This window comes from Streptomyces fragilis (genome assembly GCF_003112515.1).
Lineage (GTDB): Bacteria > Actinomycetota > Actinomycetes > Streptomycetales > Streptomycetaceae > Streptomyces > Streptomyces fragilis.
The window spans coordinates 764,022-789,426 of record NZ_BEVZ01000002.1 but is presented as its reverse complement, the minus strand read 5'-3'; the positions used below and the strand labels follow the sequence as shown (position 1 = coordinate 789,426).

Annotated in this window: 25 protein-coding genes and 1 pseudogene; 13 read left to right on the top strand and 13 right to left on the bottom strand. The window is 74.6% G+C overall.

What is annotated here, in order from left to right; all coding sequences use genetic code 11:
* Positions 1–14 precede the first annotated feature (14 nt).
* The gene (allB, locus tag Sfr03f_RS30900; RefSeq protein WP_108952545.1) at positions 15–1,367 is read right to left on the bottom strand and encodes an allantoinase AllB; all 1,353 of its coding nucleotides are present in this window, start codon (positions 1,365–1,367) and stop codon (positions 15–17) included.
* 179 nt (positions 1,368–1,546) lie between these two features.
* Between allB and Sfr03f_RS05485 the strand changes: the two genes are divergently transcribed.
* Complete coding sequence (locus Sfr03f_RS05485) at positions 1,547–2,320, top strand: IclR family transcriptional regulator (RefSeq protein ID WP_245967407.1); 774 nt, start codon at positions 1,547–1,549, stop codon at positions 2,318–2,320.
* Between the two features lie 400 nt (positions 2,321–2,720).
* Here Sfr03f_RS05485 and Sfr03f_RS05480 read toward each other — a convergent pair whose 3' ends face one another.
* On the bottom strand, positions 2,721–2,984 hold the full coding sequence (locus Sfr03f_RS05480; RefSeq protein ID WP_308216748.1) for a DUF5955 family protein: 264 nt from the start codon (positions 2,982–2,984) through the stop codon (positions 2,721–2,723).
* Between the two features lie 340 nt (positions 2,985–3,324).
* On the opposite strand from Sfr03f_RS05480, the gene Sfr03f_RS05475 reads away from it, so the two are divergent.
* Both Sfr03f_RS05475 and aceB read left to right on the top strand, forming a co-directional pair.
* A complete protein-coding gene (locus Sfr03f_RS05475; RefSeq protein ID WP_108952543.1) occupies positions 3,325–3,969 on the top strand; it encodes a nucleotidyltransferase family protein in 645 nt (214 codons plus the stop codon).
* A 102-nt stretch (positions 3,970–4,071) separates the two neighbouring features.
* Entirely contained in the window at positions 4,072–5,694 is a 1,623-nt protein-coding gene (gene aceB / locus Sfr03f_RS05470) for a malate synthase A (protein ID WP_108952542.1), read from the top strand.
* Between the two features lie 167 nt (positions 5,695–5,861).
* Here aceB and Sfr03f_RS05465 read toward each other — a convergent pair whose 3' ends face one another.
* The 4 genes from Sfr03f_RS05465 to Sfr03f_RS05450 all read right to left on the bottom strand — a co-directional run bounded on the left by Sfr03f_RS05465 (position 5,862) and on the right by Sfr03f_RS05450 (position 9,542).
* Positions 5,862–6,785: a HipA family kinase gene (locus Sfr03f_RS05465; RefSeq protein WP_108952541.1), complete on the bottom strand. Its 924-nt coding sequence runs from the start codon at positions 6,783–6,785 to the stop codon at positions 5,862–5,864.
* A 135-nt stretch (positions 6,786–6,920) separates the two neighbouring features.
* Positions 6,921–7,253 (bottom strand): DUF3140 domain-containing protein, encoded by a 333-nt coding sequence (locus Sfr03f_RS05460; RefSeq protein WP_108953459.1) that lies wholly within the window; start codon positions 7,251–7,253, stop codon positions 6,921–6,923.
* Positions 7,254–7,258: 5 nt separating this feature from the next.
* Positions 7,259–7,486 carry a hypervirulence associated TUDOR domain-containing protein gene (locus tag Sfr03f_RS05455; protein WP_108952540.1) on the bottom strand — a complete coding sequence of 76 codons (228 nt, stop codon included), beginning with the start codon at positions 7,484–7,486 and terminating at the stop codon, positions 7,259–7,261.
* A gap of 157 nt (positions 7,487–7,643) precedes the next feature.
* Entirely contained in the window at positions 7,644–9,542 is a 1,899-nt protein-coding gene (locus Sfr03f_RS05450; protein ID WP_245967406.1) for an IucA/IucC family protein, read from the bottom strand.
* A gap of 237 nt (positions 9,543–9,779) precedes the next feature.
* Here Sfr03f_RS05450 and Sfr03f_RS05445 point away from each other — a divergent pair, with 237 nt between their 5' ends.
* The 4 genes from Sfr03f_RS05445 (at position 9,780) to Sfr03f_RS05430 (ending at position 14,378) form a co-directional block, all read left to right on the top strand.
* A complete protein-coding gene (locus Sfr03f_RS05445; protein WP_108952539.1) occupies positions 9,780–10,382 on the top strand; it encodes a DUF1349 domain-containing protein in 603 nt (200 codons plus the stop codon).
* Positions 10,383–10,628: 246 nt separating this feature from the next.
* Entirely contained in the window at positions 10,629–12,206 is a 1,578-nt protein-coding gene (locus tag Sfr03f_RS05440; RefSeq protein ID WP_245967405.1) for an IucA/IucC family protein, read from the top strand.
* A gap of 82 nt (positions 12,207–12,288) precedes the next feature.
* Positions 12,289–13,554: a VWA domain-containing protein gene (locus tag Sfr03f_RS05435; protein ID WP_108952537.1), complete on the top strand. Its 1,266-nt coding sequence runs from the start codon at positions 12,289–12,291 to the stop codon at positions 13,552–13,554.
* A complete protein-coding gene (locus Sfr03f_RS05430) occupies positions 13,554–14,378 on the top strand; it encodes a hypothetical protein (protein ID WP_108952536.1) in 825 nt (274 codons plus the stop codon). Before Sfr03f_RS05435 ends, Sfr03f_RS05430 begins: the two co-directional genes overlap by 1 nt.
* 398 nt (positions 14,379–14,776) lie before the next feature.
* Here the strand turns inward: Sfr03f_RS05430 and Sfr03f_RS05425 are convergent, their stop codons facing one another.
* Positions 14,777–15,361, bottom strand: coding sequence for a winged helix-turn-helix transcriptional regulator (locus tag Sfr03f_RS05425; RefSeq protein ID WP_108952535.1), 585 nt, complete (start codon positions 15,359–15,361; stop codon positions 14,777–14,779).
* A gap of 84 nt (positions 15,362–15,445) precedes the next feature.
* On the opposite strand from Sfr03f_RS05425, the gene Sfr03f_RS05420 reads away from it, so the two are divergent.
* From Sfr03f_RS05420 to Sfr03f_RS05405, 4 genes are all read left to right on the top strand, one after another.
* A complete protein-coding gene (locus Sfr03f_RS05420) occupies positions 15,446–16,654 on the top strand; it encodes a pyridoxal phosphate-dependent aminotransferase (RefSeq protein ID WP_108952534.1) in 1,209 nt (402 codons plus the stop codon).
* A 118-nt stretch (positions 16,655–16,772) separates the two neighbouring features.
* The gene (locus Sfr03f_RS05415) at positions 16,773–17,576 is read left to right on the top strand and encodes a class I SAM-dependent methyltransferase (protein ID WP_108952533.1); all 804 of its coding nucleotides are present in this window, start codon (positions 16,773–16,775) and stop codon (positions 17,574–17,576) included.
* Positions 17,569–18,246, top strand: coding sequence for a hypothetical protein (locus tag Sfr03f_RS05410; protein WP_108952532.1), 678 nt, complete (start codon positions 17,569–17,571; stop codon positions 18,244–18,246). The genes Sfr03f_RS05415 and Sfr03f_RS05410 overlap by 8 nt, the downstream gene beginning before the upstream one ends.
* A 185-nt stretch (positions 18,247–18,431) precedes the next feature.
* Positions 18,432–18,788, top strand: coding sequence for a DUF6204 family protein (locus Sfr03f_RS05405; protein ID WP_108952531.1), 357 nt, complete (start codon positions 18,432–18,434; stop codon positions 18,786–18,788).
* Between the two features lie 24 nt (positions 18,789–18,812).
* Here the strand turns inward: Sfr03f_RS05405 and Sfr03f_RS05400 are convergent, their stop codons facing one another.
* Both Sfr03f_RS05400 and Sfr03f_RS05395 read right to left on the bottom strand, forming a co-directional pair.
* Positions 18,813–19,178 carry a DUF488 domain-containing protein gene (locus Sfr03f_RS05400; protein ID WP_108952530.1) on the bottom strand — a complete coding sequence of 122 codons (366 nt, stop codon included), beginning with the start codon at positions 19,176–19,178 and terminating at the stop codon, positions 18,813–18,815.
* A gap of 249 nt (positions 19,179–19,427) precedes the next feature.
* On the bottom strand, positions 19,428–19,820 hold the full coding sequence (locus Sfr03f_RS05395) for a winged helix-turn-helix transcriptional regulator (protein ID WP_108952529.1): 393 nt from the start codon (positions 19,818–19,820) through the stop codon (positions 19,428–19,430).
* A gap of 195 nt (positions 19,821–20,015) precedes the next feature.
* Here Sfr03f_RS05395 and Sfr03f_RS31640 point away from each other — a divergent pair.
* Together Sfr03f_RS31640 and Sfr03f_RS05385 are read left to right on the top strand one after the other, a co-directional pair.
* Positions 20,016–21,390, top strand: a pseudogene (locus tag Sfr03f_RS31640) (MFS transporter).
* A gap of 77 nt (positions 21,391–21,467) precedes the next feature.
* A complete protein-coding gene (locus tag Sfr03f_RS05385; RefSeq protein ID WP_108952528.1) occupies positions 21,468–22,064 on the top strand; it encodes a 3'-5' exonuclease in 597 nt (198 codons plus the stop codon).
* Positions 22,065–22,098: 34 nt separating this feature from the next.
* Here Sfr03f_RS05385 and Sfr03f_RS05380 read toward each other — a convergent pair whose 3' ends face one another.
* The 4 genes from Sfr03f_RS05380 to uraD all read right to left on the bottom strand — a co-directional run bounded on the left by Sfr03f_RS05380 (position 22,099) and on the right by uraD (position 25,381).
* Complete coding sequence (locus Sfr03f_RS05380; protein ID WP_108952527.1) at positions 22,099–23,493, bottom strand: 8-oxoguanine deaminase; 1,395 nt, start codon at positions 23,491–23,493, stop codon at positions 22,099–22,101.
* 67 nt (positions 23,494–23,560) lie between these two features.
* Positions 23,561–24,475: a factor-independent urate hydroxylase gene (gene pucL, locus Sfr03f_RS05375; RefSeq protein WP_108952526.1), complete on the bottom strand. Its 915-nt coding sequence runs from the start codon at positions 24,473–24,475 to the stop codon at positions 23,561–23,563.
* Positions 24,476–24,479: 4 nt separating this feature from the next.
* Positions 24,480–24,842: a hydroxyisourate hydrolase gene (gene uraH, locus Sfr03f_RS05370; protein WP_108952525.1), complete on the bottom strand. Its 363-nt coding sequence runs from the start codon at positions 24,840–24,842 to the stop codon at positions 24,480–24,482.
* The gene (gene uraD / locus Sfr03f_RS05365) at positions 24,839–25,381 is read right to left on the bottom strand and encodes a 2-oxo-4-hydroxy-4-carboxy-5-ureidoimidazoline decarboxylase (protein ID WP_108952524.1); all 543 of its coding nucleotides are present in this window, start codon (positions 25,379–25,381) and stop codon (positions 24,839–24,841) included. Before uraD ends, uraH begins: the two co-directional genes overlap by 4 nt.
* Positions 25,382–25,405: the final 24 nt, after the last annotated feature.

The following is a 25,405-nucleotide window of genomic DNA, read 5'->3' as shown; positions in this document are numbered from 1 at the left end:
CGGCAGGCGGTCGGTCAGCGGTCCAGCAGGTGTCCGCGGGGGCCGGTGAACGAGCCGTCCCGGTGGATCCTCCGCCCGCGCAGCCAGGTGGAACGGACGACGCCCCGCAGGGTGCGGCCGGCGTAGGCGGTGATCGGGTTGCGGTGCTGGAGTCCGGCCGGGTCGACGGTGAACGAGGCGTCCGGGTCGAACGCGACGAGGTCGGCGTCGCGGCCCGCGGCGAGCGTTCCCTTGCGCTCCAGCCCGGCGAGGGCGGCGGTGCGTGCGGACATCCAGCGCACCACGTCATCCAGTCCGTGCCCGCGGCGGCGTGCCTCGGTCCAGACGGCGGACAGGCTGAGCTGCAGACCGGAGATGCCGCCCCAGGCCGTGGCGAAGTCCGCGGTCTTCAGGTCGGCGGTGGACGGGGAGTGGTCGGTGACCACGCAGTCGACGGTGCCGTCGGCGAGGCCCCGCCAGAGCAGGTCCTGGTTGGCCGCTTCACGGATCGGGGGGCAGCACTTGAACTCGGCGGCCCCGTCGGGGACCTCCTCCGCGGTGAGGGTCAGGTAGTGCGGGCAGGTCTCCGCGGTGACCCGGGTCCCGGCGGCCCGGGCGGCCGCGACCAGGGGCAGGGCGCCGGCGGAGGACAGGTGCAGGATGTGCACCCGGACGCCGGACTCGCGCGCCAGGGCGAGGACCTGGGCGACGGCGCTGTCCTCGGACCCGCGGGGCCGGGAGGCCAGGAAGTCGGCGTACCGGGGGCCGCCGCAGGGCGGAGCCTCGGCGAGACGGTGCGGATCCTCGGCGTGCACGACCAGCAGCCCGTCGAAGGCGGCGATCTCGTCCATGGCGCGGGCCAGTTCTCCGAGGTCGAGCTCGGGGAACTCCTCGACGCCGGAGGGCGAGAGGAATGCCTTGAAGCCGAAGACGCCGGCCTCGTGGAGGGGGCGGAGTCCGCCCGCGTTGGCGGGCACGGCGCCGCCCCAGAAGCCGACGTCGACATGGACGCGGCCCCGGGCGGCCTCCCGCTTGATCTCGAGGTGGCGCGGGGTGGTGGTCGGCGGGAGGGAGTTGAGCGGCATGTCGATCAGGGTCGTGACGCCGCCGGCCGCGGCGGCGCGGGTGGCGGTCCAGAAGCCCTCCCAGTGCTCACGGCCGGGGTCGTTCACGTGGACGTGGGTGTCGACCAGGCCCGGGAGGAGGGCGAGGTCGCCCAGGTCCTCGAGGCGGGCGCCGGCCGGGACGGGGGCGTCGTGGCCGACCACGTCCGTGATCACTCCGCGGGAGACGGAGACCATGACGGAGGCGGGCCGGATCCCCGCGGGGGTGACCACGCGGGTGGAACGCACCACCAGTTCCGTGCCGGGCGCAGGTGCTTCGGGCACGAGGACGGCCCCCCTCTCCCGCTCCGCGCGCCGGACCGGGTGAACCGGCGCGCTTCAACGATTTGTTGAAGGATTCCTTCGCGCCCGCGCCCCGTCAAGAGCCACCGGCCGACACCGCCCCGCCGCGCGGTGCGGCTACGCTTCCCCCGTTCCGGACTCCGGTCGAAAGGACCACGCCCGTGCCGACGCCCAGCTCACCGAGCGGATCGGTCCAGTCCCTCGAGCGCGCCTTCGACCTGCTGGAGCGGATGGCGGACGCGGGTGGCGAGGTCGGCCTGAGCGAACTGGCGACGGACAGCGGACTGCCCCTGCCGACCATCCACCGCCTGATGCGCACCCTGGTGACCTGCGGCTACGTCCGGCAGCAGCCGAGCCGCCGGTACGCGCTCGGGCCGCGGCTGATCCGGCTGGGCGAGTCCGCGTCGCGGCTGCTGGGCTCGTGGGCGCGGCCGTACCTGGCCCGGCTGGTCGAGGAGACCGGGGAGACCGCCAACATGGCGCTGCTGGACGGCGACGAGGTGGTGTACGTGGCCCAAGCGCCGTCCCGGCACTCGATGCGGATGTTCACCGAGGTGGGCCGTCGGGTGCTGCCGCACTCCACCGGCGTGGGCAAGGCGCTGCTGGCGGACTCCTCGCCGCAGGAGGTGCGGGCGCTGCTGGCCCGCACCGGGATGCCGGCGGCGACGGACCGGACCATCACCACGCCCGACGCCTTCCTCGCGGCGCTGGAGGAGGTCCGGCGGGCCGGCTTCGCGGTGGACGACAACGAGCAGGAGGTCGGCGTCCGTTGCCTGGCGGTGGCGGTCCCCGGCTCGCCCACCCGGACGGCGCTGTCGGTGTCCGGCCCGGCGGGACGCCTCACCGACGAGGCGACGGAGCGGATCGTGCCGGTGCTGCGGGCGGTGGCCGCCGAACTGGGCGAGACCCTGCGGGGGGCAGCCCCCACACCGTGACCTCCGCCGCAGGTGCCCGCGCCGCAAGGGCCCCCGCCTGCGCGACCCGTGCCGCTGTGGCCTCGGCGGGCGGTCCGCGCCGCTGTTGCCTCGGCGGGCAGTCCGGCGGGCGGACACCACTTCGGGCGACGCCCCGACACCCCTTGAGGCACCGCACCCCGGCGGCCCCTCGGCCAGGCGTTGCGGGGCAGCCGCCCGGCGTCGGCCCCGGCGGACCCCCGTCGAGATGGGACCTCCGGCACGCGGGCAGCCTGCCCGGCCCTACCGGCCACCCCGTCACACATGCCGCGTCCCGCGTGCCCCGACGGTCGGACAGCCTGGCCCAGGTCTCCGCCGACGGAAACCCGGGCCGGCCGGCACCACCACGGTCCTGCCACGTGGCCGGCCCGCGGTCGGCCCGTCAGACCGTCGCAGCCGGGGAGTCGAACCGCTCCACCGCGTGGCGGACGTCGCGCATGCCGCCGGCGAGGGCCGAGACGGATCCGACCGCACTCGCGATCAGCAGCAGCGAACGCCGCAGCCGGGCCGGGTCGGGCGAACCCTCGGCCGCGAGCGCGGCGAGACCCGCGATCTCCTCCTCGGCGACCGCCCGATCCGTGAACTCCACCCGATAGGACGCCAACTCCCGCCGCAGCCGCGCCACGGCGGCCTTCAGCCCCGCCACCCGCGGGTCCTCACCCCGGCCGTCGGCCGGCGGACGTTCCAAACTCCGCAACACCGCACTCCCCCTCACGTCGTCGGCCGGCACCGTTTCGCACGTCGACTCCCCTGGGAACCAGGGCCACCAGCCGTCGCGCAGATCATGCGCTCGCTCCTGCGCGACCCCTCCCGCGCACGGCACTGGTCAGGCGCCGACGAGCGGGGCAGCCAGTAAACGCCACCCCGCCGCGCTCGCGCCACTCCATGGCGACAAATTCCACCCATAGGGTTCACTCCCGGCAACGAAGCTGCCGGTTGTCCACAGGCCCACCACGCCGTTCGCCCAGGTCAGGTAAGCAATACCCATGACAGGAGCTCACCAGGCCCCGGAGGCCACCGAGAAGGTCGTCGGACTGCTGCTCGCCGCGGGCGGCGGGCGGCGGTTGGGGGGCCGTCCCAAGGCCCTGCTGGAGGACCGCGGCGCCCTCTTGGTGGAGCGGGCCGCCCACGCCCTGCGCGCCGGCGGCTGCGCGCGTGTCCACGTGGTCCTCGGGGCCGGCGCCGAGGAGGTACGGGCGCGGGCCCGCCTGCCCGGCTGCGTCCTGGTCGACAGCCCCGACTGGCAGCAGGGCATGGGGGCGTCGCTACGGGCCGGACTCGCCTCGCTGGAGGGGACCGGCGCCGAGGCCGCGCTGGTCCTGCTGGTGGACCAGCCCGGCATCGGAGCGCCGGCCGTGCGGCGCGTGCGGGAGGCGGCTCTCGCCGAGGGGGCTCGGGAGCTTCCGGGGGCGCTCGTGTCGGCGGCGTACGCCGGGGCGCGCGGCCATCCGGTGCTGTTCGGCGCGGCGCACTGGCCGGGCATCGCCGCGGATGCGGTGGGCGACCAGGGGGCACGTGCCTACCTGGGAGCGCACGAGGCGGAGCTCGTCCGGGTGGAGTGCGCGGACCTGGCCGATCCGTACGACATCGACACCGTGGCGGATCTGGCCCGGCTGCGGCCCAGGCGTTGACCCCGGCTTTCCGCCATGAGGAAACTGTTGTCCACTGTCCAGAAGTACTGACGTACAGATGTGCCGAATGCCCAGAAGTGCCCGTGCCGAAGGAGTCCGCTGATGTCCGCTACCGCGCCGTCCCCGGCCGTCGTCGTCGACGCCGAGCCGCTGCCCAGGCAGGAGGAGGTCCTGACCGGTGAGGCGCTCGCCTTCCTGGCCGAGCTGCACCGGCGCTTCGCTCCGCGCCGCAGCGAGCTGCTCGAGCGCCGCGCCCGGCGCCGCGAGGAGATCGCCCGCACCGCCTCCCTCGACTTCCTGCCCGAGACGGCGGCGATCCGTGACGACGACACCTGGCGCGTGGCTCCGTGTCCCGACGCGCTGCTGGACCGCCGGGTCGAGATCACCGGCCCCACCGACCGCAAGATGACCATCAACGCGCTGAATTCCGGCGCGCGGATCTGGCTCGCCGACTTCGAGGACGCCCTCTCCCCCACCTGGGAGAACGTGGTGCTCGGCCAGGTCAACCTGATCGACGCCTACACGCGCGACATCGACTTCACCGATCCCGCCTCCGGCAAGTCGTACGCGCTGCGCCCGGACGCGGAGCTGGCGACGGTGGTGATGCGGCCGCGCGGCTGGCACCTGGAGGAGCGCCACCTCGAGGTCGACGGCGAGAAGGTGCCGGGCGCCCTGGTCGACTTCGGCCTGTACTTCTTCCACAACGCCCGTCGGCTGCTGGAGACGGGCAAGGGCCCGTACTTCTACCTGCCCAAGCTGGAGTCCCACCTGGAGGCCCGGCTGTGGAACGACGTCTTCGTGTACGCCCAGGACGCCCTGGGCGTCCCGCAGGGCTCGGTGCGGGCGACGGTGCTCATCGAGACCATCACGGCCGCCTACGAGATGGAGGAGATCCTCTACGAGCTGCGCGACCACGCCTCCGGGCTGAACGCCGGCCGCTGGGACTACCTGTTCTCCATCGTGAAGAACTTTCGTGACTGCGGGCCGAAGTTCGTCCTGCCGGACCGCAACTCCGTCACCATGACGGCTCCGTTCATGCGCGCCTACACCGAACTGCTGGTGCGCACCTGCCATCGGCGGGGCGCCCACGCGATCGGCGGCATGGCCGCGTTCATCCCCTCGCGGCGGGACGAGGAGGTCAACAAGGTCGCCCTGGAGAAGGTGCGGGCGGACAAGGACCGGGAGGCGGGCGACGGCTTCGACGGCTCCTGGGTGGCGCACCCGGACCTGGTGCCGCTGTGCCGGGCGTCCTTCGACGCGGTGCTGGGCGAGCGCCCGCACCAGAAGGACCGGCTGCGCGAGGAGGTCGAGGTGCGGGCGGCCGACCTGCTGGCGGTCGACTCGCTGGAGGCACGGCCGACCTCGGCCGGTCTGGTCAACGCGGTTCAGGTGGGCATGCGGTACATCGAGGCCTGGCTGCGCGGTCTGGGGGCGGTGGCCATCTTCAACCTGATGGAGGACGCGGCCACCGCGGAGATCTCCCGTTCGCAGATCTGGCAGTGGATCAACGCGGGCGTCGAGTTCGAGAACGGCGAGAAGGCCACCCCGGAGCTGGCGCGCAAGGTCGCCGCCGAGGAGCTGGGGAACCTCCGGGCCGAGCTGGGCGAGGAGGCGTTCGCGGCCGGCCGCTGGCAGGAGGCGCACGACCTGCTGCTGAAGGTGGCGCTCGACGAGCGGTACGAGGAGTTCCTCACGCTGCCCGCGTACGGGCACCTGGCCGCCTGACCGCGGGACCGGCCGCCCCGCCGCTCCCGCGCTGGGCGGCCACCCCTCCCGGGGCAGCGGGGGCGCCGGGGGGAGCCGACCGCACGGGCTGGGCACCGGCATCCCCCGCCGCCGACCGCAAGGGCGTCGCCTCCAGCGACCGCGGCGACCGCCACCGGCCCGCGTGGTCAGCCCGCGTCGTCCAGGTGGGCGGACCAGTCCTGCGTCGCGGCCGGTTTGCCGTGGAGGTCGGGGACGCGCTGGAGCCACCCGGGGCGTCCGCGCCGGCTCTTCTCCCGCCGGGCGTGCTCCTCCGCGGCGAGCTGGTCGCCGCTGGGGAAGTCGACCGGCAGCCAGGTGGCCGAGGAGGCCGCCCGCGCGGCGAGCCAGGTGACGTAGGCCTCGCGGAGCGCGTCCGGCCCCGGGAATCCGGGCTCGCCCTCCAGCCACTCGTCGGGCACCTCGGCGGCCACCTCGCGCAGCAGTTCCTCGGTGACCCGGGGCGCCAGTTCGGCGTCGGCGGCGCGGGTGTCCGGGGCGTAGCGGCCCAGCGCGTGGTGCCGGAAGTCGTAGGCCTTGTCGGGGGCGGTGTCGTCCCACCGGTGGTGGAAGACCAGGGCGGCGCCGTGGTCGATGAGCCAGAGGCGGGCCGGGGCGGTGCCGCGGGTGGGCCAGACCATCAGGTTGGAGCTGTGCACGGTGCGGTCGACGTTGGCCGTGAGGGCGTCGAGCCAGACGATCCGACCGGCCTCCAGGGGGTCGACGGTGAAGGTCTCGGCCAGCTCGGGGGTGAGGTCGGCGCCGCCGGAAAGGTGGTCCATGCCCAGGTTGAGGCCCGCGCTGGCGTTCAGCAGGCCGCGGACCTCCGCGTGCGGCTCGTCCGCGCCGAGGGCCGGGTCGAACCGGACCCGCACCAGTTCGGGCACCCGCAGCCGGAGCCGGCGCGCCAGTTCCCCGACGATCACCTCGGCGACCAGCGCCTTGCGTCCCTGCGCGGAACCGGTGAACTTCACCACGTAGGTGCCCAGGTCGTCCGCCTCGACGACCCCGGGCACCGATCCACCGGTCCGCAGCGGTTCGACGTAGCGGGTGGCGGTGACCTCTCTCAGCATCTGTCCCAGGCCCTACCGGTCGTCGCCTCGCCGTCACGGCCGGGTCCGAGGCGGTGGGCGCCCGCCGTACGGTGCCCGCCTCGCCTGCCGCCTCCGGCACGAAAGGAGCATGGTAGCCGGGCGGGGACCTGGCGGTCACACCAGCGGGTCGTGGCCCCAGTTCATGAGCGAGTGCCGCCAGCGGGTGTCCCGCACGTCGCCCGAGGGGCGCTGGGCGAGGTGCCGCCGGACGTAGCCGACCACCTTGCGCATGTGCCCGTAGTCGTCGTCGGAGAGGTCGCCCTTCTTCGCGCGCAGGATCTCGACGATCCTGCGGCCGGAGGCGTGGCCCGTGGACTCGCCCCCGTCCTTGTGCTGGCCCGCCTCCTGGGACTCCTCGGTGGCCAGCCACTTCTCCAGGTCGGAGGGGCTCATGTTCACCAGCTCGCGGAACTCGCCCCAGGTCTCCTCGCGCTCGCCGTCGTCCACCGGCGTCACTTCTTCTTCAGCGAGGACGGCTTGTGCACCGCCGACCGGCCGGACTTCTCGCTGCGGACCTCGTACTGCGGGTCGTCCGACGAGGCGTCCACGGTGCGCCCCGCCTCCTCGGTCCGCTCGGTGATCTTCTTCTCCACCTTGCCCTCGGTCTCGCTGCCGTGGCTGCTCCAGGCGACCTTGTCGCCCTTCTTCAGCTTCTTGTCGCCGCTGTCGCTCTTCGCCATCGGGCACTCCCTGGCCGGTGCGCCGCGCACCGCGCGCGACGTCTCCTTCCAGGGTGGGGGCTCATGGCCCGATCCGCAGTTCCGGTGCTGCCGCCCGGGGCCACGGGGTGGCGGACCGGCCTGCGCGGCGGCGCGAGGCCCGGGCCCGTCCGGTCGTTCACGCCGTCCCTGTCAGCGGGTTCGGCAGCGGGAGGTAGCGGGCGTCCGCCCCGTCCGCGCCGGTCCACCGCAGCAGCAGGTTCGTCTTGCCGGGCAGGGTCGGCCGGGTGAGCAGTCGCCGGGCCTCCGGGATGTCGTGCCGGGCGATCTCGCGTCGTACCGCGGGCCACGGGTCGAGGGCGGGGTGCCGCTCGCGCAGGGCTTCGGCGATTTCGCCCAGATGGTTGACGAGCAGGCAGTAGACCAGCCGCTCCCAGCCCGCGGCCCGCTCCACCGCGGCTCGCGCCCCGGATCCGGGCTCATCCGCGGCCGTGGCTCCGGTTCCGGCCGCGGCTCCAGCTCCGGCCGCGACCCCAGCTACGGCTCCAGCCCCAGGTTCGGCTTCGGCCTCTGCCCCGGTTCCGGTTCCGGTTCCGGTGCCGGTTCCGGTGCCGGTGCCGGAACCGGCTGCGGATTCGGGCTCGACCGCGGCCGCGGATCCAGCTGTGGATCCGGGCTCGGCTCCAGCTCCAGCCCCACGTTCCGCTGCGGCCTCGGCTCCGGTTCCGGCTGCGCCCAAGGATCCGGCCCCGACCTCGACTCCGGACTCGGCCCCGACCCCGGCGACCGGTCCGACCCCGGTGATCGGCCCCGCTCCCGGCACCGTCTTGACTCCCTCCGCGTCACGGAAGAGGGCGCGGACGGGCCACCCGTCGGGGCCGACGACGATCAGGCAGTTCTGCAGGTGGGCCTCCAGGACCACGCCGTGCCGGTGGAAGAGGTGGAGCGCGGGCGGGACGACCGCGCGGAGGTACGCCGTCCACCAGGCGTGCGGGTCGCCGCCGGCCCGGTCCAGCGGGCTGCCCTCGAAGCCCTCGGCGAGGGCCGCGGCCAGCAGTGCGGTGGCGCCGGGCGGGAGGTGGGCGGTGAGGCCCTCACGGGCCAGCACGGCCAGTTCCTCGAAGGCGAAGGACGCCGTGCGGTAACCACGGTCGCTCAGCCAGGCCGCGCCCGCCGCCTCCTCGGCCGGCAGGGCGGCCAGCGCGGTGGTCACGGCGGTGTCCGTGCGGCGCAGGCGCAGCAGGTCGTGCCGCCACAGCCGCCGGACGTCGTTGGTGATCCGCACGTCGAGGCTGAACTTCAGGAAGAGGTCCGCCCCCGGCAAGTGGACCGTGCGCACGGCGGCAGTGGGCCAGGCGTGCTCGGCGGTGACGCCCAGGCGCAGCAGCCGTCCGTCGGCGAACGCCCGGCGGATCTCGGGGCGGCCCGCCACCAGTTCCAGCTGCCAGGGGTGCGCGGGAAGCAGCCGGTAGCCGGGCGGTGCCTCGCCCAGGGCGTCCAGGGCTGTGACGTCCCCCTCCTCGACGACGGCGTCCTCCCGGACGGCGAGCAGGGTCAGCGGGAAGCGGGCGTGCGCCTCGGGCGCGTACGGGAGCCAGGCGGCCGCCGGTCCCCCGCCGCGGGCCTTGGGCGCGGGGTGGTAGGGGTGGCCGGTCAGCAGGGACTGCTCGGAACGGAGGTAGGGGTCGGCGGGCGGCTCGGCCGAGGCGCGGGCGGCGAGCAGGGCGGCGACGGCGTTACGGCTGTCGAGCATCTCGCCGGGCAGTTCGTCGTTGGTGAGGCCGGTGTGCAGGCGGAGCTCCTCGGCGACCAGTTTGACCAGTTCCGTGTGGTCCAGCCGCCGCCATCCCGGCTCCCCGCGCGCCTCCGGCCCTCGGCGCACCTCCGGCTCGGTGGGGCGCCTGGTCCCGCGCACCCTGAGCAGCCGGCCGCTGGCCGCCAGCCGGTGCACGCGCAGGCCCGTGCCCGCCTCCCCCGCGCCGTCCTCCGGCCGGGCGGCCTCGCGCAGGAGGCAGTTGAGGAGCGGCGTGCAGGCGTAGGCGTCGGCGCTCTCGCCGAGGTCCGCGATGGGGGGCATGTGCGCTGATGGTCCGTTCGTCCGGCGGCGCGGTCGCGGTCAGTATCTCCGGCCCCGGCACGGTCGCGAAGTCCGCTCCGGAGGGAGGGGCGAGGGACGGCCATCCGCGGGAGACGGCCTGGACAAGTACCGCTCCGCTGTGAAGGATCTTGTCGCGGCACGCACGACCGCATCCGGGGCGGGGGGCCACGGCCGTGCACGCCGGCTCGCTCGCACCACCGGCGTAAGGACAACCCCGTGGACCACCGGCAGGAAGTCGACCTGAACGACGCCACCTGGCTCAATCCGCCCCTGGCCACCGCCGTCGAGGGCACGGATCTGCTCGTCACCGCGCGGGAGGAGTCCGACTTCTGGCGCACCACCAGCTACGGCTTCGTCCGCGACGACGGCCACGCGCTGCTCACCGCGTTCCCCGGCGGGTCGGCGGTGGAGGTCACGTTCCTGGCCCTCTTCGACGCGCTGTACGACCAGGCGGGGCTCATGGTCCGTGTGGACGCGCACACCTGGATCAAGGCCGGGGTGGAGATGAGTGACGGGGTCCCCCAGCTGGGCGCCGTCGTCACCCACGGCCTCTCCGACTGGTCCCTCGCTCCCGTCCCCGACTGGCACGGCCGTCCGGTCACGGTCAGGGCCAGCCGCGTGGGCGACGCGGTGACCATCCGCGCCCGGGTCCCGGAGGAGCCCTGGCGCATGGTCCGCCTCGCACCGTTGTCGCCGGACGCGGTGGCCGGCGCGGGGCCGTTCTGCTGCTCGCCCCGACGCGCGGGACTCCAGGTGCGGTTCACCCGCTTCACCCGGGGCCCGGCCGACACCGGCCTCCACGAGGGGCCTGACGCCTGACCCGACGCCGCCGGGCCACGACAGGACGCCGCGACACGAGGCCGCGACACGACGCCGAGGCCCGGAACGCAGCGGCAACCGCACCGGCACAGCGCGGGACCGGCACCGACACACCGCGGCACGGCACCAGCATCAGCACCGGCGCCGGCCCCGGCAGCGCCACACCGCGGCACCGACCGATGCCCCGGCACGCAGCGACACGGAGGAGACGGCGACGTGCGGTGTTCGGTCCGCCAGGAGCACGAGGTGGCACGGCACTTGGCGGACCTGCGCCCCGACCTGGTCGAGCCGTTCGGCGCGGCCCTGCCCGGGGCGCGGGCCGCCGTGCTGACCCGGCTGTGGCGGGCCCTGGCCTTCGAGCCGCTGCCGTGGATCGCGGAACGCGGCAACACGGCCGGCGGCCTGACCGTACGGCTGGCGGACGGCCGCGCGCTCCACGGGCCGCCCGCCGATCCGTTCGCGGTGGACGGCAGGGTGACGCGCCTCGGCCTGGCGGGCGTCGAGTACCTGGATCCGGCCGCGCTGGTGGAGGACCTGGGCGTCCCGCACGGCACGGTGTTCGCCGCCGAACTCGCGGGCAGCGTGACGTCGTTGGCGCTGTCCCGTGCCGACACGGCTGCGGCCCCCGGGCCTTCGGCGGCGTCGTGGGAGTGGGAGCAACGGGTGGTGGACGGTCATCCGTACCACCCGGGCTGCCGTTCCCGGCCCGGTTTCACGGTGGCCGACGAACTGGCCTACGCGCCCGAGCACCGGCCGGTGGTACGACTGTCCCTGCTTCCGGTGGAGCGGGAGCGGTGCCTGGTGTCCGGCGACTGGCCGGCCGAATGGCGCGACAGCGGCCGGCTGCTGCTGCCCGTGCACCCCTGGCAGGCACGGCACGTCCTGCGCCTGCCCGTGGACGGCAACCGAACCGAAATCGGAACCGGGACCGGCACCGGGACCGGCTCCGGCACCGCAACCGGTTCCGGGAATGGCGAGGGGAACGGAGAGGTGAACAGGCAGGGCGACGCGGACGGATTCGCCGCGCACCCCCTGATGGCCCTGCGCACCTTGGCGGTGCCCGGCGGGCCGCAGGTGAAGACCGCGCTGTCGGCCCGGCTGACCTCCTCGGTACGCGACATCTCCCCCGGGTCGATCGCCTCCTCGGCGATCGTCTCGGCCTTCGCGGAGGCCCTGACGCCGCGTCTGGGCGGCCTGCTGCACGTCACCCGCACCCTGGGCGCCGCCTGCGACGGCACACCGGACCTCGCGGCGGTGATCCGCGAGGCGCCGGAGGTGTACGCGGGTCCCGGCGAGCGGGTCGTGCCCGTGGCCGCGCTCGCCGCGGCGGGGTCCGTCCTCGCGTCCTCCTGGCTCACCGATCTCGCGGCGCTGTCCCTGGGCGTGGGTCTGCGCCTGCTGGAGCTGGGGGTGGCCCTGGAGGCCCACGGCCAGAACCTGCTCGCGGTGCTCTCCCCGGACGGCAGGCCGGTGCGCCTGGTCTACCGGGACCTGGCGGACATCCGGGTCGCCCCGCGGCGGCTGGCCCGTCACGGGCTGCGGCTGCCGGACGGCTTCCCTGCGCGGATCGTCACCGACGACGTGACGGCGCTGCGCCGCAAGCTCTTCGGATCGCTGGTCGCCGGCGCGCTCGGCGCCGCGGCCGGCTCGTCCGAGGCTCTGGCCTCCGTGCTGCGGGAGGCCGCTGCCCGGCTGCCCTCCACCCCCGACCGCGAGGCGCTGCTGGGCGATCCGCTGCCCACCAAGGCGCTCACGCTGATGCGCCTCTCACCCGACGTGCCGGGCGACCGGTGGACGCTCCTTCCGCCTCCTCTCGAAGGGTGAGGCGTCCGTCAACCCGATTGCCGAGTACGGGGGATCGACCCCCGCCGCCACCGCACGACACTTCGTTCAATACGATCCGGCGATGATCAGAAGAAAACGGTTGGCGGTAGGCGCACTCGCCCTGCTCGCCGCCCTGGCGGCAGGACCGGCGTTCCCCACGTCGGCCGCGGCCGACGAGACGGACGGACGGCCCACGCCACAGGTCGAGTTGGTGCTCGACGTCAGCGGCTCCATGCGCGAGCGGGACGTGGACGGCGGCAGCCGGATGGCGGCGGCCAAGCAGGCCTTCAACGAGGTCCTGGACGCGACCCCCGAGGAGGTGCGGCTCGGCATCCGGACGCTCGGCGCGAACTACCCGGGCGACGACCGCAAGGAGGGCTGCAAGGACACCGAACAGCTCTACCCGATCGGCCCGTTGGACCGGGTGGAGGCCAAGACGGCGGTCGCCACGCTGACGCCCACCGGCTGGACCCCGATCGGTCCCGCGCTGCAGGCGGCGGCCCGTGACTTCCAGGAGGGCGAGGGCACCCGCCGGATCGTCCTGATCACCGACGGCGAGGACACCTGCGCCCCGCTGGACCCGTGCGAGGTGGCCCGCGAGATCGCGGCCCGGGGCATCGGCCTGACCATCGACACCCTGGGTCTGGTCCCCGACGCCAAGACCCGCGACCAGCTGCTCTGCATCGCCGAGGCCACCGGCGGCACCTACACCTCCGTACAGCACAAGGAGGAACTCGCCGACCGCGTGGGCCAGTTGGTCGAGCGCGCCGCGGACCCGACGGTCACCCCGGTGGCCGTCGAGGGCACCGGCGCCTGCGAGGGCGCGCCGGTGCTGAAGTCCGGGCTGTACACGGACCGCGCGGACTTCGGGAAGGCCCGCTGGTACCGGGTGGACCTGGAGCCGGGGCAGGAACTGCGCGCCGCGGTGAGCGTCGCCGCCGACCGCGAGGTGACCCCCGGGTACGGGGTGCTGCTGCGGGCGGTCACCGTCCACGGGCGGGAGATGGTGCGCGGCGAGGCGTCCGGGCACGGCCGCACCGACCTGGTCTCCACGGGCCTGAGGTTGCCGAAGGCGCAGAGCGACGAGGACGACGCGCCCGCCGAGGTGGTCTGCCTCGCGGTGACGCACTCCTTCTCCCCAGCGGCCGGCGTGAAGACGACGCCGGGACTGCCGGTGGAGCTCACGGTGGACGTGGTGGACGGGCCGTCCGACGCCGACGACGTGGCCGCCTTCGGGCTGGGCCGCGGCTGGTGGCTGCTCGGCGCGCTGGTTGTCACCGGATTCCTGGCCGGCCTCGTCTGGGGCTGGATCTCGCGCTGGCGGGTCGCCGTCTGGAGGACGAACTGATGCGAGTGCGACGTGTGTTGACCGCGGCGCTGCTCCTGGCCGGTCTGGCCGCCGCACCCGCGGCCGCCGACGCCTCCCCCTCCCCCGACGAGGAGGGGGCGAGCGCGGCGCCGACCGAGGCGGGCACCTCGTTCCGCAGCGCGACGGAGATCGGTCCGGGGGTGAAGGCCACCGCCCAGGGCTCCACCGGTGACTACCTGTACTGGTCGTTCCCCGCGGACGCCACCCAGCGGGCCACCGTCCGCGCCTCCGTGCGGCTGCCGGAGGAGCATGCCGGGGAGACCTGGCAGATCGACGTCTACGACGGTCTGCGCCGGCGGCAGGCCTGCCGCTACGGGGCGCAGACCCGCGCGGTCCCGGCGGGCACCACCTCGGTGGAGCTGGCGTGCGCGCTGCGCACGGTGCGCGGCTGGGCCGAGCCGTGGGCGAACGACCCGCTGCCGGGGACGTACTACGTGCGCCTGTCGGCCGTCGGCCTGCCGGTGTCGGACGTGGGACGCGCGATAGCGGCCGAGGTCCAGGTCGAGGTGACGGACGCCGGCGGCTCCGCGGCCGTGGACGGTTCACTGGCGGAGCCTCTGATCCCCGGTGTCGCGATGCGGACGGCCGCCGAGGGCGGCGAGGACGGTGCGGGGACCGAGGACGGCGACGGCGGGCTGCTCGACGACGCGCCGGTCCTGGCCGGCACGGACCTGGAGGACGGCTGGTCCTCCGGGTGGTGGACGGACCGCTGGCTCTGGACCGCGGCGGGCGGCGTCCTCGCCGCCCTCGCCGGGGTGTGGGGCTACACCCTCACCCGTGGCCGGGGCCGCCCCGGGGCGTGAACCCCGCCGCCCGCGCGGGGCGGGGTGTGAACCCCGCCGCCCGTGCGGGGGGAGGCGTGAACCCCGCCGCCCGTGCGGGGCGGGGCCTGAACCCCGCCCCGTCCGCACCGGGCGGCACACCTCCCGGCCGGCGGCCGGGGCCTGCGATCGCGGGGCCCCGGCCGCCGGCCTCGCCACAGGTCCCGCCACGGGCCGCACCCCGGCAGCAGGCCTCGTCACCGGCCGCACCGCGGCAGCGGGCCTCGTCACGGGCCCCACTGGCCCCCACGCCACGGCCCCGCGCCCAGGCCACGGACCCGCCAACACCCTCGCCGCGCCCACGCCCCGCGCCTCGGCCGCGCCGACCCCCTCGCCGCACCCCGGCAGCGGTCCCGCCCCACCCGGCGGCAGCCTCCGCCTCAGGCCCGCACCAGCAGCGCCGCCGCGTCCAGCTCCCCCCGCGCCAGCGCGAGACACGTCCGCGTGTCCAGGTTCAGGCGCAGGTCCGGCTCCCCGGGCGCGGCCCCCAGACCGTAGGCGGGACCGTCGGACGAGCCCGCGTGGAGGTGGAACTCCCCTTCGTCCAGGGACACCTGAACCACGCCCCGCACGCCCGCGGCCTCCAGCGCCCGCAGCAGCGGCAGGGCGAACCAGTGGGCACGCACCGCGTCCGTCGGCCCGCGATCGCCCAGTGCGCCCGCGCCCCACTGTCCGAGCGCGTGCAGCACCCCCGTCAACTCCCGCCCGCGTGCGGTGAGTTCGTAGACGGACGCGTTTCCGGGCGGAGCCAGGCGGCGCCGGGCGAGCAGTCCGTCGCGCTCCATGTCGCGCAGCCGGGTCGCCAGCATGTCGGTGCTGACGCCCGGCAGATCGGCGTGCAGGTCGGTGTAACGGCGCGGTCCGGCGAGCAGTTCCCGGACGATCAGCAGGGTCCACCGGTCGCCCACGAGGTCGAGCGCCCGCGCGGCGGAACAGTACTGGTCGTAGCTGCGGCGAGGTGACATGACCGGCAGTCTAGACAACAGGTTGGACTTTCCAAGTGCCCGCTTGGTAAAACCAAGCAACACCACAAACCCGAGGGGCACACGATGGAGTTCCGCCAGTCGAGCAAACTCAGCGAGGTCTGTTACGAGATCCGCGGCCCGGTGATCGAGCACGCCAACGCGCTGGAGGAGGCCGGGCACAGCGTCCTGCGGCTGAACACCGGCAACCCGGCGCTCTTCGGGTTCGAGGCCCCGGAGGAGATCCTCCAGGACATGATCCGGATGCTGCCCCAGGCGCACGGCTACACCGACTCGCGCGGCATCCTCTCCGCGCGCCGCGCCGTGGCCCAGCGCTACCAGGCGCGCGGCGTCGAGGTGGGCGTGGACGACGTGTTCCTCGGCAACGGCGTCTCCGAGCTGGTCTCCATGGCGGTCCAGGCCCTCGTGGAGGACGGCGACGAGATCCTCATCCCCGCGCCGGACTTCCCGCTGTGGACCGCCGTCACCACGCTGGCCGGCGGCAAGGCGGTGCACTACCTCTGCGACGAGCGGTCCGACTGGTACCCGGACCTGGCCGACATGGCGTCGAAGATCACCGACCGCACCAAGGCCGTCGTGATCATCAACCCCAACAACCCCACCGGCGCGGTCTATCCGAAGGAGATCCTGGAGGGCATCCTCGACCTCGCGCGCCGGCACGGGCTGATGGTGTTCGCCGACGAGATCTACGACGAGATCCTCTACGACGACGCCGTGCACCACCCGGCGGCCGCCCTCGCCCCCGACCTGGTGGTGCTCACCTTCTGCGGCCTCTCCAAGACCTACCGGGTCGCCGGGTTCCGCAGCGGCTGGCTGGTGGTGTCCGGTCCGCGCGAGCACGCCAAGGACTACCTGGAGGGCCTCACCATGCTGGCCTCCATGCGGCTGTGCGCCAACGCCCCGGCCCAGTACGCCATCCAGGCGGCGCTCGGCGGCCGGCAGTCCATCCGCGAACTCACGGCTCCCGGCGGGCGGTTGCACGAACAGCGCGACACGGCGTGGGAGAAGCTCAACGAGATCCCGGGCGTCTCCTGCGTGAAGCCGAAGGGCGCGCTCTACGCGTTCCCCCGCATCGATCCCAAGGTGCACCCGATCGTCGACGACGAGAGGTTCGTGCTCGACCTGCTGCTGCGGGAGAAGATCCAGGTGGTGCAGGGCACCGGCTTCAACTGGCCCGGCACGGACCACTTCCGCATCCTCACCCTGCCGCACGCCGACGTCCTGGACACCGCCATCAGCCGCATCGGCCGCTTCCTCTCGGGCTACCGCCAGTGATGCGGTGCGCGCACGGGCGGTGCGGGCACGGGCGGTGGGGGCGTACCCGCCTGCGCCCGGCCGCGGGCCCGCCGATATCGCGGTGCGGGTGCCGTGGCCGCTCTGCGATGCTCTGACCATGGCTGACTTCGACGAACTGCTGGCCGAGGGGGCGTCGGTCCCGACCGAGGGCTGGGACTTCTCCTGGTTCCAGGGCCGGGCGAGCGAGGCGCGTCCCTCCTGGGGGTACGCCCGGCTGCTCGGGGAGCGGATGGCCGAGGCCCGGGCGGCGCTCGACGTGCAGACCGGCGGCGGGGAGGTCCTGGCCACCGTCCCGCGGGCGCCGGCGCTGCTGGCCGCGACCGAGGCGTGGCCGCCGAACGTGGCGATCGCCCGCCGCACCCTGGCGCCGCTGGGCGGCATGGTGGTGCACGTCGGGGAGAGCGACGGGCTGCCGTTCCGCGACGGGGTCTTCGACCTGGTGGTGAGCCGGCACCCGGTGGTCACCCGCTGGGACGAGGTGCGCCGGGTCCTCCGTCCCGGCGGGACGTACCTGTCGCAGCAGGTCGGGGCGGCGACGGTGCGCGAGCTCGCCGAGTTCATGCGGGAGGGACGCCCCGACGGGCCCGCGAGCCGCGCGGGCGCGGAGGCGGACCCCCTGGCCACCCGCTCCGGGAGCACGCCGCCGGCCGCGGCGGCCGCGGCGGAGGCGGCCGGCCTGGAGGTGGCCGACCTGCGCCAGGAGGCACTGCGGATGGAGTTCCACGACGTCGCCGCGGTGGTGCACTTCCTGCGCAAGGTGATCTGGATCGTCCCCGGCTTCACCGTCGAGGCGTACCGCGACCGGCTGGCCGTGCTGCACGACTTCATCGAGCGGCACGGTCCGTTCGTGGCCCACTCCCAGCGGTACCTGATCGAGGCGCGGAGGCCCGGGCGTGGCTGAGAGCACTCCGGGAGCCGGTCCGACGGCGGCGCAGCGGCGGGTGATCGACGCGGCCGACCCGTCCACCGGGAGGCTGAAGGGCGCCTCCGCCCAGTTGGCGGCGCTGGTCCGGCTCGGGCTGGCGTTCCGGCACCCCCGGCCGCCGCACGACTGCTACCTCACCCCGGCGGGCCGCCGGCTGCGCGAGCAGTCGGCGGCCGTGGCAGCGGCCCCGCCCGGGTCGGACCCGCCGCGGGAGGGCGACGCCGTGCGGTCCGCCGTGGCCGGGGAGTCTCGGACCGGCGTGTTCGCCGCCCGGCTCGGCGGCGAGAGCGACGCCCCGGCCCGCACGGCGGAGGTGCGCGGGGCCTGGCAGGGGCTGCTGGAGCTGCGGCGGATGACCAACCCGGACGGCTCCGTGGACCGCCCGTGCGGCTGGGAGCGCTCGCACCTGCCCCAGGCGGCGGCCATCGCCCTGGAGGCCGCCGGCTGCCGCCCGGCGGGTCCGGGCACCGAGGGCTACCGGGTGGAGCCGTCCGCGCAGCCGGAGGCGGTGGCGGTACGGACCGCCGACCCCGCGCTGCTGCGCTCCTGCGAGGAGGCGCTGAACGCCTCGGGGTGGCACGCGGGTGCCTACAGCGAACCCCGCACCGGCGTCCGCTACCTCCTGGCCTCCCCCAGACGCCGCTAGCCCTTGGCCCGCTCGGCCCCTGGCCACGCGTCCGCCGCCCCGGTACTGCCCCACCGCCCCGCGCGCCGTGAGCGCTCCGGCCGCCCCCGCGCCGAACGCCCCGCCGTCCGGCCGACCCCGGGTCGCCCGTGGCCCCCCGCGGAAACCCCGTGGAGCCGCCCGGCCCCGCCGGTTAGGGTCGCCGGATGAGCACACGCACCTTCCGCGTCACCGTTCGCGGCACCTTCGACGGCCTCGACGCCGGGCAGCGGTCGGAGCTCCTGGCCCACGCCGCGGAGCACGACATGCTGCGGGCCGCCTTCACCCCCGAGGGCCACCTCAGCTACGACGTGGCCTCCCGGCCCGCCTTCACGTTCCGCTTCCTGGACTCCGGGGAGGCGGAGGAGGACATCCTGGAGGCCACCGAACGCGCCGAGCAGGCCGCCCGGGCCTGGCTGGACGAGCGGGGCTACGGCTACAAGCACCTGCGTGCGCAGGCCGAGGACCTCTCCCAGGCGCCGCTGGGCAAGCGGCAGCGGCAGGCCGCCCGCAAGCAGGCCTGAGCCGCCCCGCCACGTGCCCCCGCCTCAGCGGCGCTCCCCGTCGGTGAGCCACTCGGCCAGGACCGCCGTATGGCTGATCCCCGGGTCGCGGGTGGCCGTCAGCAGGGTCAGCGGGCCCTGGTCGGCGAGCTCCCGCAGGCGGTCGGCGGCCTCGCGATGCGCGTCGTCGGCGAGCTCGGCGAGGTAGCGGGCGCGGAACTCCTCGTACCGCTCGGGGTCGTGCCCGTACCAGCGGCGCAGCTCGTTGGTGGGCGCCACCTCGCGCAGCCACGCGTCCAGGTGGGCGGCCTCCTTGCTGAGACCGCGCGGCCAGAGACGGTCGACGAGGACGCGCGCCCCGTCGTCGGGGGAACTGTCGTATACCCGGTGCTGGGTGATCTGCCTGTCCATGCCTCCACTCTGGCGGCACACGCCCGCTCCGCCAGTCGGGAACAGCGGTGCGCCCGCGCGGGGCCGCGGGAATCACCCCGGCATGCACTCCGTCCTCGAACATGCGGTCGTCCGCCGCAGCCTGCGTCTGCCGGCTCCGACGGGGTGGGCGGGCGGTGATCAACGCGGTGCGGGCCGTCGCGGGGCAGGACCTCCTGCTCGTCACCGTGACGGACGTGCTGCGGAGCCCCTGGTCCTCACCCGTGACGGTCACGCCGGCGCGGCGTGCTCCGCGTCGTAGGCGACCCGGGAGCGGTGGATGGTGGTGCGGTGACGCTCCGCCCAGTCGGTCAGCCGGAGGAGCGTCTCGTACAACTCCCGCGCGACGGGCGTGACCTCGTACTCGACGCGCGGCGGGACGGTCGGGTAGACGGTGCGGGTCAGCAGTCCGTCGCGCTCCAGGTTGCGCAGCGTCAGGGTGAGCATGCGACGGCTGATGCCGGTGACCGCCCGCTCCAACTCCGTGAAGCGAATGGGCCCCTGCGCCGCCGCGACCAGGATGCCGACGCTCCACTTGCCCGACACCCGGTCCAGTACCTCCTGGACCGGACACGCCTCCGCGGTCACTGCCTGGGAGGTAACACCGGTGTTCCGTTGGGACATGAAAGTGCCTCCTTACGCCGGAGCTCCATGGTCACCGACGATGTACTCCGTTACAAGTCGTGCACCAAGGAACACGCAGGGGGATCCGTCGTCATGTCATCGCTCAGACCTTCGCACCGGATACACGTCAACGCGACCTCAGCGGGCCCCCGTTCACGATCGGTGTCGCTGCTGGTCCTCTGCGCCGGCGCGCTGATGACCATCCTGGACGGCAACATCGTCACGGTGGCGATGCCCGCGATCCAGCGTGACCTCGGGTTCTCGGCGGCGGGGCTGGCGTGGGTGGTGAACGCCTACCTGATCCCGTTCGGCGGGCTGTTGCTGCTGGCCGGCCGGCTCGGGGACCTGCTGGGCCGCAAGCGGATGTTCACCTCCGGGCTCGCCCTCTTCACCCTGGCGTCGGTGCTGTGCGGGGTGGCCGGCGACCAGGGGACGCTGGTCGCCGCCCGCGCCCTGCAGGGCGTCGGAGGGGCCGCGACCATGGCAGTGGTGCTCGGCATGATCGTCGCCCTCCACCCGGAGCCGCGAGAACAGGCCCGCGCCATCGCGGTGTTCAGCGCCGTGGGCGCCACCGGGGCGGCGCTGGGCACCTTCCCTTGGCGGGGCGCTCACCCAGGCGGCGGGGTGGCACTGGATCTTCCTGATCAACCTGCCGATCGGGGTCGTCGCCTGGTTCGCCGCGGTGCGCGTGCTGCCCGCCGACCAGGGGACGGGACCGGGCCGCTCGGCCGACTGGGCGGGGGCGCTGCTGGTCACCGGGGCCCTGATGACCACCGTCTGGACGATCATCGGCTCCGGCGGGCGCTCCGCCGGGGCGACGCTCGCCCTGGCCGGTCTCGCGGCGGCGCTGTTCGCCGGCTTCGCCGTCCGTCAGACCCGGGCGGCCCACCCGCTGCTGCGGCTGGGCGTCCTCCGCTCCCGCATCCTGGCCGGCGCCAACGGCACCCAGGTGCTGATGCTCGGGACCATGTACGGCTTCCAGTACATCGGCACCCTCTACCTGCAGCGGGTGCTGGGGCACGACGAGCTGGCCACCTCGTTCGCCTTCCTGCCCGCTCCGCTGCTGATCGGCGCGGTCACGCTGGGCCTGGCGGCCCGGCTGGTGGGCCGTTTCGGGCCGTACCGCGTGCTGCTGACGGGGCTCGTCCTGGCCACCGCCGGCATGGGACTGCTGAGCACGGCACGGGCCGACGGTTCGTATGCCGCCGACGTGCTGGCGCCCCTCCTGCTGCTGTCGGCCGGGTTCGCCGTGGCCATGCCCGCGCTCACGGGGCTGGCCATGGCCGGGGTGGCGGAGCGGGACGCCGGACTGGCCTCCGGTCTGTTCAACACCACGCAGGTGGTCGGCGGTTCGCTCGGGCTGGCGGTGCTCACCACGCTGGCGGCGGGCCGCACCGGGGAGTTGCTCGACGAGGGCTCGCCCCCGGTGGCCGCGACCGCGGACGGCTACCGCCTGGCCTTCGTGGTGGCCACCGCCCTGGGGGCCGCAGCCCTCGCCCTGGCCGCGGCGACCCTGCGCCCGGGACGGGGGACGCGCCGACCGGACGCCACCTCCCCTCGGCTGCCCTGACCGCCCCCGGCGCCGACGGACGCCGGGGGCACGGAAAATGGCTGTCCCGCGCCCGTCCGCCCTGAGAGCCTCGGCGCATGAGCCGGCGACGCGTGAAACCCAGCCTGTACATCTCCGTGGACATCGAGGCGGACGGCCCCATCCCCGGCCCCTACTCGATGATCAGCCTCGGCGCCGCGGTGGCCGGGCGGCAGGACGCCGGCGGCTTCACCCCCGCGGACCCCGAGGAGCACACCTTCTACCGCGAACTGCGGCCGATCTCGGCCGAGTTCGACGAGCAGGCGCTCGCGGTCAGCGGCCTCGACCGGGACCGGCTGTGCCGCGAGGGGGCGGACCCCGCGGCCGCCCTGTCCGAGTTCACGGCCTGGGTGGGTGAGGTGTCCACGGGCGCGCAGCCGGTGGTCTGCGGCTACCCGGTCGCGTTCGACTGGATGTTCCTGTACTGGTACCTGATCCGCTTCACCGGCGGCAGCCCGTTCGGCCACTCAGGCTGCATGGACATGAAGACCCTGTACGCGGCCAAGGCGGGCCTGCCCCTGCGGGCGGTCGCCAAGGGGACGATGCCCCGGCACCTGCTGTCACGCCGTCCGCACACCCATCACGCGCTGGACGACGCCGTGGAGCAGGCCGAGCTCTTCGCCAACCTCATGGCCTGGGAAGGACCCGGGGCCTGACCCTCCGCCCGGCCGCCGCCACCGCCCGGTCGGCTCACTCCTCGCCCGCGGTGACGCGGGCGAGCCGCCGGGCCTCGTCGCGGGTGGTACGGGCCACGGCGTCCTCGTCGACGGTGAGCAGCCGTCCGTCCTCCACCACCGGGACGCCGCCCACCAGCGACAGCGTCACCGGCGCCGCCGCGCCCAGCACCAGGGCGGCCACCGGGTCGGCGATCGAGGCGTGGGCCAGGGTGTCCATCCTCCACAGCACCAGGTCGGCGAGCTTGCCGGGTTCGAGGGAGCCGATCTCGGCCTCCCGTCCCAGGACCCGTGCGCCGCCGTGGGTGCCCAGCCGGAGCGCCTGTCGCGCGGTGAGCGCGGCCTCGCGGTGCGGGCCGAGGCGGTTGACCAGGAGGGCGTTGCGCAGTTCCGTGTGCAGTTCGCCGGACTCGTTGGAGGCGGTGCCGTCGACGCCGAGCCCGACCGGTATGCCGGCGGCGAGCATGTCGGGGACGCGAGCGATGCCGGCCGCCAGGCGGGCGTTGGAGGACGGGCAGTGGGCCACGCCGGTCCCGGTGCGGGCGAACGCGGCGATGTCGGCGTCGTTCATGTGCACGCAGTGCGCCATCCACACGTCCTCGCCGAGCCAGCCGGTGGACTCGAAGTAGGCGGTCGGCCCCATGCCGAACAGCTCGTGGCAGAACTTCTCCTCCTCCACCGTCTCCGACCCGTGGGTGTGCAGCCGGACCCCGAGGCGGCGCGCCAGCCCGGCTCCCTCGCGCATCAGTTCGGTGGACACCGAGAAGGGCGAGCAGGGCGCGACGGCGACCTGGGTCATCGACCCGAAGGAGGCGTCGTGATGCCGGGCGACCGTCCGCTCGGTGGCGGCGAGCGCCCCGTCCAGGCTCTCCACCGCGAAGTCCGGCGGCAGTCCGCCGTCGGACTCGCCCCGGTCCATGGAGCCCCGGGCGAGGGTGAAGCGGACCCCGGTCTCCCGCGCGGCGCGGACGATCGCGCCGGCGAGGTCGCCGGTGCCGCGGGGGAAGACGTAGTGGTGGTCCATGGCGGTGGTGACGCCGCCGCGCGCCATCATGGCCAGCGAGCCCTGGGCGGCCGCGTGCACCATCGGCTCGTCGATCCTCGCCCAGGTGGGGTAGAGGGCGACCAGCCAGTCGAAGAGGTTGTGGTCGGTGGCCAGGCCGCGGGTGAGCCACTGGTAGAAGTGGTGGTGTGTGTTGACCAGCCCGGGGGTGACCAGGTGACCGGTGCCGTCGATCCGCCGCACCACGTTCTCCAGCCCCTCGGGGGCCTTGCCCTCCCCCACCGACTCGATCACCTGGCCGGCGACCACCACGTGGCCCTGGGCGTACTCGGTGTCCCGGGCGTCGACGGTCGCGACGGCGCAGTTCTCTATGACGATGCGGGCGGGGCGTTCGGCGGTGGCTGCCATGGTGGTTCTCCGGGGTGGGGCGGTGGGGACGAGCGGTCACGGCGGGGGTGCCGCCGGTGCGGACGGCTCAGAGGGTGGTGAGGTCGGCCGGGATGAGGGCCTCGGCGCCGTCGCGCAGGACGGTGGCCTCGATCAGCCCGTAGGGACGGTCGGCGGCGAAGTACACCTCGTTGTCGTTCTCCAGCCCGAACGGCTCGAGGTCGACGAGGAAGTGGTGCTTGTTCGGCAGGGAGAGACGTATCTCCTCGATCTCCGGGCGGCTCTCCACGACCCGCGCGCCCATCCGGTAGAGCGTCTGCTGGAGGGAGAGCGAGTAGGTCTGCGCGAAGGCCTCCAGCAGGTGGCGCCGGGACTCCCGGTAACAGAGGTCCCAGTCGGGCGCTCCCTCCCCTTCCGCGCCGGTCCAGGCGTACCGCCAGCGGGCGGAGACGTCGGTGGCCAGGATCCGGTCGTAGGCCTCGGGCAGCGTGGTGTAGCGGTCCTTGCGGTAGCCCCGGAACTCGGAGCCGGTCGTGTTGAGGACCGTGAGGTCCTTCAGGCCGGCGACCACCTCGGCGCGTTCCCCGTCGTGGACGACCTGGGCCACCCGGGTGCCGCCGCCGGTGCGGGCGAAGGAGTGCCTGGCGTCAGGGCCGCCGATGCGTTCCCAGGCGTACTCCTCGATCCGGATCCGCGCCCGCCGGATGGGTTCCTGCGTGCCGACGAAGTGCCGGGCCAGCAGCAGGCCGAACTCCTCCGGGGAGGCGATGCCGTGCTCCTTGGCGAAGGCGTAGACCGTGTTCTTGGTGGTGTCGGTGGGCAGCACGTTGGCGTTGGACCCGAAGTAGTGGACGTCCTCCATGTCGCCCGAGAGCGAGACGGAGACATTCAGGTCCTTGATGTGGTGGAGCTCGCCCTCGCGGGTGATCCGGACCACGCGGGTCTCCGCCTTGCCGTACTGGTTCTGGCCCAGTCGCGCGGTCCGGGCGGGGTTGTCGGTCATGTCGCTAGCTCCCTCGGTATACGGAGTAGCCGAACGGGCTGAGGAGCAGGGGTACGTGGTAGTGCTCGCCGGACTCGACGGCGAAGGCCACCGCCACCTCGGGGAAGAACGCGGTTCCCGCCCCGTCCCGGCCCGCCAGGTAGGCGCCGGTGTCCAGGACGAGACGGACGTGGGTGGTGCCGGCGGGCGGGCCAGGGAGGTCCCGGCAGCGTCCGTCGGCGTCCGTCGCCGAGCCGCCGAGCTCCTGCCAGGGCCCGGCCGCGCCGGTGCGGGCGGCCAGGGAGACCCGCACGCCGGCGGCCGGCCGGCCGAGGCCGGTGTCGAGGACGTGGGTGGACACGGTGGCGGTGGCGGCGCCGGAGGTCATGGGCGTGCGTCCTCCTCGGACGGGCCCGCCTCGGCGAGGCGGGCGAGACGGATGCGGTTGATCCTGCCCAGTTCCGCGCGGACGATCTCCGCCTCCCGCTCCGGCGTGTTGCCGAGGCGGTCGCGGACGGCGTCCCGCATCTCCTCGGCGGTGCGGCCGGTGGCGCAGATCAGGAACACCTGGCCGAACCTCTCCTGGTAGGCCAGGTTGAGCTCCAGCATCTCGGCCCTGAGCGCCTCGGGTGCTCCCGCCATGCCCCGCTGCTCCCGGGCGGACACCGGGTCACCGGGCTTCGGCCGCCCGATCGGCGGGTGCGCCGCCATGGCCTCGGCCAGACCGGCCGCGGTCAGGGCCGCCGTCGCCGCGTCCCCGGCGGCGCACAGCGCCTCGGCGTCGGCGTACGGGCGACGGGCGAGCAGGTACGAGGTCCAGGACGGGGCGGCGCAGATCCCGCTCAGGACCGCCCGGGCGGCGGCCTCGTCCAGGGCGTTGAACCGGGCGAGGCCCGGGGAGGCCGGTGTCGGAGAGCTCGCTGTCACATCAGGCAGCCAACCCCACCCGGC